This is a genomic window from uncultured Anaerotruncus sp., from assembly GCF_902490045.1.
Taxonomy (GTDB): domain Bacteria; phylum Bacillota; class Clostridia; order Oscillospirales; family Ruminococcaceae; genus Anaerotruncus.
This window is the reverse complement of record NZ_CABUCJ010000132.1, coordinates 1-6,176: the sequence shown is the minus strand read 5'-3', so window position 1 is coordinate 6,176 and position 6,176 is coordinate 1. Positions and strand designations below refer to the sequence as shown.

Below are 6,176 nucleotides of genomic sequence, written 5' to 3'. Positions count from 1 at the left end.
GCTCGCCATCTACCTCGGGCTGGGACTTGTGCTCTCGGTCTATATGCACACCTCCCGCAACCTCTTCAGCCGTTGATCACGGGGGCGCTCCCCCTGCCCGCCCGCCGGACGGCGGATCACATCGTTTTGAAAGGACCGTAGCCATGAAGACTGACATCGAGATCGCGCAGGCGGCGTCCATGCTGCCCATCCATGAAATCGCCGGCCAGCTGGGAATCCTGCCCGAGGAGCTGGAGCCCTACGGCCGCTACAAGGCCAAGCTGTCCGAATCGGTCTACGCCCGGCTGGCGGACCGCCCCGACGGCAAGCTCGTGCTCGTCACCGCCATCAACCCCACCCCCGCGGGCGAGGGCAAGACCACCACGACCGTCGGGCTGGGCCAGGCGATGCGGAAAATCGGCAAAAACGCGATCATCGCGCTGCGCGAGCCCTCCCTCGGGCCGGTCTTCGGCATCAAGGGCGGCGCGGCGGGCGGCGGCTATTCGCAGGTCCTGCCGATGGAGGACATCAACCTGCATTTCACCGGCGACATGCACGCGATCACCGCCGCCAATAACCTCCTCTGCGCGGTGCTCGACAACCACCTCCAGCAGGGCAACGCCCTCGGCATCGACCCGCGCCGCATCCTCTTTAAGCGCTGCATGGACATGAACGACCGCGCGCTGCGCTCCGTCGTCGTCGGCCTTGGCGGCAAGGTGAACGGCGTGCCGCGCGAGGACGGCTTTATGATCACCGTCGCCAGCGAGGTGATGGCGATCCTCTGCCTCGCCGCCGATCTCACCGACCTGAAAAAACGCTTGGGAGATATCCTCGTCGCTTATACTTACAGTAATACACCTGTCTACGCGCGCGACCTCCAGGCGAACGGCGCGATGGCCGCGCTTCTCAAGGACGCGCTCAAGCCCAACCTCGTGCAGACGCTCGAGAACACCCCCGCGCTCATGCACGGCGGGCCGTTCGCCAACATCGCGCACGGCTGCAACTCGGTGCGCGCGACCCGGCTCGCCCTCAAGCTCGCCGACTACACGATCACCGAGGCGGGCTTCGGCTCCGATTTGGGCGCGGAGAAGTTCATGGACATCAAATGCCGTTACGCGGGGCTTTCCCCGTCGGCGGTCGTGCTCGTCGCGACGGTGCGCGCCCTCAAATATAACGGCGGCGTGCCCAAGGCCGAGACGGGCGTACCCAACCCCGAGGCGCTCAAAAGGGGGCTTGTGAACCTCGCGGCGCATGTGGAGAACATGCAGAAGTTCGGGGTTCCGGTCGTCGTGGCGATCAACCGCTTCGCGGCGGACAGCGGAGAGGAGCTCTCCATCCTCGCGGACTACTGCAGGCAGGCGGGCTGCCGGTTCGCGCTCTCCGAGGTGTTCGCGAAGGGCGGCGAGGGCGGCATGGAGCTTGCGCGCGCCGTCGTCGAGGCGTGCGAGGACCCCTCCGATTTCCATCCGCTCTACGATACCGCGCTGCCCATCAAGGAGAAGATCGAAACGATCGCGTCGCGCATCTACGGCGCGGCGGCGGTCAGCTACAGCGCCTCCGCCGAAAAGATGATCCGGGAGATCGAGGCGCTCGGCAAGGCGGACCTGCCCATCTGCGTGGCAAAGACGCAGTATTCCCTCTCGGACGACCCGGCGAAGCTCGGGCGGCCGCAGGGCTTCACGGTCAATGTCAAGGAGATCCGCCTGTCGGCGGGGGCCGGCTTCATCGTGGCGCTCACGGGCGACATCATGACGATGCCCGGCCTGCCGAAAGCGCCCGCCGCCTACCAGATCGACGTGGACGCCGACGGGCACATCTCCGGCCTCTTCTGATTTTTGATGGCAAGGAAGGAAACTCTGTGATACGATTTTTGAGCCGTTCCACCCGCGAGACGGAGGACTTTGCCGCCGCCCTTGCCGAAAAGCTGCGCCCGGGCGACGTGATCGCCTGCCGCGGCGGCATGGGCGCGGGCAAGACTGCCTTTGCGCGCGGGCTGGCGCGCGGGCTGGGACTTGCCGACGAGGTGTCCAGTCCCACCTTCGCGCTGGTGCATGAATATACAAATGGTAATATCCCGCTCTATCATTTCGATATGTATCGCGTCTCCGGCTTTGACGAGCTCTATTCCACCGGATTTTTCGACTATCTCGAGCAGGACGGCGTGCTCTATATCGAATGGAGCGAAAATATCGAGGGGGCGCTGCCCGACGGCGTGATCATGCTGACGCTCGAGCGGGTCGACGACGACACCCGCCAACTGACGATCGAGGGGGAACGGTTTTGAAAATTCTGGCGATCGACACCTCCTCCCAGTCGGCCTCCTGCGCCGTCACCGAGGACGGGAAGCTGCTGGGGGAGTTCTTCACCAACGTGAAGCTGACCCATTCCCAGACCATCCTGCCGATGGTCGAAAACCTGCTGGAGCAGACCCGCGTCCCCCTTCCGGAGATCGGGCTCTTTGCCGTCACCGACGGGCCGGGCTCCTTCACCGGGCTGCGCATCGGGCTTTCCGCCGTCAAGGGGATGGCCCACGCGCTCGGCAAAGGCTGCGTGGGCGTCTCCACCCTTGAGGCGCTCGCGTGGAATCTCCAGGGGCTGGACGCCGCCGTCTGCCCCGTGCTCGACGCGCGCTGCTCTCAGGTCTATACCGCGCTCTTCCGGTCGGGCGGGGAATCCCCCGAACGGCTGGCCGCCGACGAGGCCGTCTCCCTCTCCGAACTCGGGGAGCGTCTGAAAAAGTTTGGGGAGCGCGTATTTCTTGTTGGAGACGGGGCGGAAATGTGTTATAATGTTTTCAAAGATCGGGTGGCAAACCTCACCCTTCCCTCGCCCGCGCTGCGCTTTCCGCGCGCGTCGTCCGCCGCGCTCGCGGCCGGACGGGCGTATCTCCGGGGAGACGTCCTGCCGCCCGCTTCCCTTGCGCCCGCGTACCTGCGCCTGCCGCAGGCGGAACGCGAGCGCCTTGCCAAACTGACGAAAGAGGGTTCAAGCATATGATCGCTTTGGCTGCCGACCACGGCGGCTTCCTGCTCAAGGAGGAAGTCCGCGCCTGGCTCGATGAACAGGGGATCGCCTACAGGGATTTTGGTTCCTTCGACGGCGCGTCCTGCGACTATCCCGATGTGGCCGCGCCCGCCTGCGGGGCGGTGGTTTCCGGCGAGTGCGAAAGGGCGCTGCTCTTCTGCGGCACCGGCATCGGCATCTCGATCGCCGCCAACAAGGTCCCGGGCATCCGCGCGGCCTGCTGCTCCGACTACTTCAGCGCGAAATACACCCGCATGCACAACGACGCGAACGCCCTCTGCATGGGCGGCCGGGTCATCGGCCCGGGGCTCGCGATCGAGCTGGCCGACGTCTTTCTCCATACCGAATTCGAGGGCGGCCGCCACCAGCGCCGCATCGACAAGATTTCCGCTTTGGAAAGCAGGTAATTCACCACACCATATCTACTGACAGGGGGACGTAACATGTCAAAGCCGTTTATTATGGACCATCCGCTCATCCAGCACAAGATCACGCTCCTGCGCGACAAGAACACCGGTTCCAAGGAGTTCCGCGAGCTGACCAACGAGATCGCCATGCTGATGTGCTATGAGGCGACCCGCGACATGCCGATGAAGCAGGTCGAGGTCGAAACGCCCATCTGTGTCGGCAAGTTCAATGTGATCGCCGGCCGCAAGATCGCCTTTATCCCCATCCTGCGCGCGGGGCTCGGCATGGTCGACGGCCTGCTCTCCCTCGTTCCCGCCGCAAAGGTCGGCCACATCGGCATGTACCGCGACCCCGATACCCATATGCCTGTCGAGTACTACTGCAAGCTGCCCGCCGACATCCAGGAGCGCGACATCCTCGTGCTCGACCCGATGCTCGCCACCGGCGGTTCCGCCGTGGACGCGATCAACCAGCTCAAGGCGCGCGGCTGTACCAACATCAAATTCATGTGCATCATCGCCGCGCCCGAAGGCCTCGCCGCCATGGAGAAGGCCCATCCCGACGTGCAGATCTACGTCGGCGCGCTCGACGACCATCTCAACGAGCACATGTACATTGTTCCCGGCCTCGGCGACGCGGGCGACCGCATCTTCGGCACGAAGTAAGCCGCCCCGCGGCGGGGTCCTGCCGCAGGGGAATCAACGCCGGCCTTCGGCACGGCAATCCATATGATGATCGAAAGCATATTTCAAGGCGCTGTTTGGAAAGCTAATTCCAAACAGCGCCTTTTTTATTTTGGGAGGAAATGATGAAAAACTTGAAATTTATCCTGACCGGCGCGGCTGCGGGGCTTTTGAACGGGCTCTTCGGCGCGGGCGGCGGCATGGTGGTGGTACCGATGCTCCACAGGGACGGCCTGCCCGCCGAGCGCGCGCATGCCACCTCGATCGCCGTGATTTTGCCCCTTTCGATCGCCAGCAGCGTGCTCTATCTCACACGCGGCTACCTCGACGTCATGAGCGCGGTGAAATTCATCCCGCTCGGCCTCGTGGGCGCGGGGATTGGCGCATGGCTGCTCCCCAAGATCAAAACCGTCTGGCTCCACCGCATTTTCGGCGTCATCGTGCTCTATTCCGCGGTGCGCCTGCTGCTGCAATGAGCTGGATCGTCATCGCCGTCGTCTCCCTCCTCAGCGGCCTGCTCGGCTCCCTCGGCATGGGTGCCGGGGCTGTGCTGCTGCTCTACCTGCGCGTCTTCGGCGGCGTGGAACAATTTGAAGCGCAGGGCGTCAACCTCATCTTTTTCCTCCCCATCGCGGTGCTGTCCATCCTCCTGCACGCCCGCAACCATCTCATCAGCTGGAAGGCCGCGGGCATCTGCATCCTCGCGGGCCTGCCCGCCGTCTTTCTCGGCGTGTGGCTCGGCGGGCTCGCCGGCGGACCGCTGCTCTCCAAGCTCTTTGCCGGGCTGCTGCTCATCATCGGCGTGCGCGAGCTTTTCCAAAAGGATTCCGGTTCCCGGGCTCCTTAGATATGCCGCTCATCGGGCGGCGGAGCTTGCCGGTGGCCGGCAGGCCCTCCGCCTTCTGGGCGGAAACCCCAGGGGGGCTCCGCTGCTCCCCGAGCGGCAAAGAAAGAAAATTTTATCAGAGTATAAAGCGCTTGCCTAGCGTTCAAAATAATACCGGAGGTGTAACCACAAAATGAATGATTCTTATAATCCAAAGAGCAAATTCAGTAAATTCATGGCAGGAAAAGGTTTTTACATTGCCCTTGCGATCTGTGTGGTGGGAGCTGGTACCGCCGCGTGGGTCGCGGTAGACAAGACCATCGAGCGGATCGACCAGAATAACGACCGCGTGATCGAACAGCAGGCGCCTTCCAGCACACAGGAGCCGACCTACGGTTTCCCCGATTTGGAGGAGGCGGGAAAAGCGCAGAGCGGCGTCGGCGTCGACGGCAAGTCGGCCTCGTCCTCCTCATCTACAGTGCCTTCGTCCTCCTCCGCGGCTGCGTCCAAACCGGACGAGCCCTCCGTAGAGGCAAAGGCGCAGCCCGAGCCGCAGCCCTCCTCCTTCGTATTGCCGATCTCGGGCGAGATTTTCGCGCCCTACAGCGGCGGTGAGCTCGTCAAGAACGCAACCCTGAAGGAATGGCGCACCCATGACGGTATCGATATCAAGGCCGATAAGGGCGCGCAGGTCAAAGCGGTGTGCGACGGCAAGGTGACCGCCGTGCGCGACGACCCGCTGATGGGCATGACCATCGAAATCCTCCACCACGACGACATCACTTCGATCTACTGCGGACTTGACAAAAAGACCTCCGTCAAGGAGGGCGACAGCGTCCAGGTCGGCCAGGCGATCGGAGCGGTCGGCGATATTCCCTGTGAGATTTCCCTCGAACCCCACCTCCATTTTGCCATGAAGGTCGGCGGCGCGTGGGTCGACCCCCTCAAAACGATGGGCAAAGTTTCTGACTGACTTCCTATTCTCCCATAGAACAGCGCGGCGGCCGCCGCGTTTCCAGCGGTTTACCCCTCCAGCAGGCGTCCGTCCCGCCAGACATAACGGTCCGCGCAGACGCCGTCCCCAGTGCGCACGCAGAGAAGCACCACAAGTCCTTCCCCGGACGGGGTGACGCTCACGGCGACCAGCTCCGCCTCTCCCCTGCGGGCCTCCGTGCGGGCGAGCGCGCGCTCCACCGGCTCGGAGAACCCGTCGGGAAGGGAGGCGGACGACGGCGGAAGGGCGGCCGGCACCCCGG

The 6,176-nt window shown here is 63.9% G+C and carries 9 protein-coding genes; 8 read left to right on the top strand and 1 reads right to left on the bottom strand.

The genetic code is table 11. From position 1 onward, the window contains the following. Positions 1-143 precede the first annotated feature (143 nt). From RDM88_RS11195 to RDM88_RS11160, 8 genes are all read left to right on the top strand, one after another. Positions 144-1,811: a formate--tetrahydrofolate ligase gene (locus RDM88_RS11195; protein ID WP_308754919.1), complete on the top strand. Its 1,668-nt coding sequence runs from the start codon at positions 144-146 to the stop codon at positions 1,809-1,811. 26 nt (positions 1,812-1,837) lie between these two features. After that, positions 1,838-2,263 carry a tRNA (adenosine(37)-N6)-threonylcarbamoyltransferase complex ATPase subunit type 1 TsaE gene (gene tsaE / locus RDM88_RS11190; RefSeq protein WP_308754918.1) on the top strand — a complete coding sequence of 142 codons (426 nt, stop codon included), beginning with the start codon at positions 1,838-1,840 and terminating at the stop codon, positions 2,261-2,263. Beyond that, complete coding sequence (gene tsaB / locus RDM88_RS11185) at positions 2,260-2,976, top strand: tRNA (adenosine(37)-N6)-threonylcarbamoyltransferase complex dimerization subunit type 1 TsaB (protein WP_308754917.1); 717 nt, start codon at positions 2,260-2,262, stop codon at positions 2,974-2,976. Before tsaE ends, tsaB begins: the two co-directional genes overlap by 4 nt. Then, positions 2,973-3,410 carry a ribose 5-phosphate isomerase B gene (gene rpiB / locus RDM88_RS11180; protein ID WP_308754916.1) on the top strand — a complete coding sequence of 146 codons (438 nt, stop codon included), beginning with the start codon at positions 2,973-2,975 and terminating at the stop codon, positions 3,408-3,410. The genes tsaB and rpiB overlap by 4 nt, the downstream gene beginning before the upstream one ends. A 36-nt stretch (positions 3,411-3,446) precedes the next feature. Next, a complete protein-coding gene (gene upp / locus RDM88_RS11175) occupies positions 3,447-4,076 on the top strand; it encodes a uracil phosphoribosyltransferase (RefSeq protein WP_101548775.1) in 630 nt (209 codons plus the stop codon). Between the two features lie 143 nt (positions 4,077-4,219). Further along, positions 4,220-4,570 (top strand): sulfite exporter TauE/SafE family protein, encoded by a 351-nt coding sequence (locus RDM88_RS11170; protein WP_308754915.1) that lies wholly within the window; start codon positions 4,220-4,222, stop codon positions 4,568-4,570. Then, positions 4,567-4,941 carry a TSUP family transporter gene (locus RDM88_RS11165; protein WP_308754914.1) on the top strand — a complete coding sequence of 125 codons (375 nt, stop codon included), beginning with the start codon at positions 4,567-4,569 and terminating at the stop codon, positions 4,939-4,941. The genes RDM88_RS11170 and RDM88_RS11165 overlap by 4 nt, the downstream gene beginning before the upstream one ends. Before the next feature lie 256 nt (positions 4,942-5,197). After that, positions 5,198-5,893: a M23 family metallopeptidase gene (locus RDM88_RS11160; protein WP_308754913.1), complete on the top strand. Its 696-nt coding sequence runs from the start codon at positions 5,198-5,200 to the stop codon at positions 5,891-5,893. 50 nt (positions 5,894-5,943) lie between these two features. Here RDM88_RS11160 and RDM88_RS11155 read toward each other — a convergent pair. Further along, a partial coding sequence (locus RDM88_RS11155; protein WP_308754912.1) for a hypothetical protein occupies positions 5,944-6,176 on the bottom strand: 233 nt, incomplete at its 5' end.

Excerpts from the sequence above, each read along its gene's own strand:
- RDM88_RS11165 (WP_308754914.1), top strand. The coding sequence starts at position 4,567 with ATGAGCTGGATCGTCATCGCCGTCGTCTCCCTCCTCAGCGGCCTGCTC.
- RDM88_RS11195 (WP_308754919.1), top strand. The coding sequence starts at position 144 with ATGAAGACTGACATCGAGATCGCGCAGGCGGCGTCCATGCTGCCCATC.
- RDM88_RS11170 (WP_308754915.1), top strand. The coding sequence starts at position 4,220 with ATGAAAAACTTGAAATTTATCCTGACCGGCGCGGCTGCGGGGCTTTTG.
- upp (WP_101548775.1), top strand. The coding sequence starts at position 3,447 with ATGTCAAAGCCGTTTATTATGGACCATCCGCTCATCCAGCACAAGATC.
- rpiB (WP_308754916.1), top strand. The coding sequence starts at position 2,973 with ATGATCGCTTTGGCTGCCGACCACGGCGGCTTCCTGCTCAAGGAGGAA.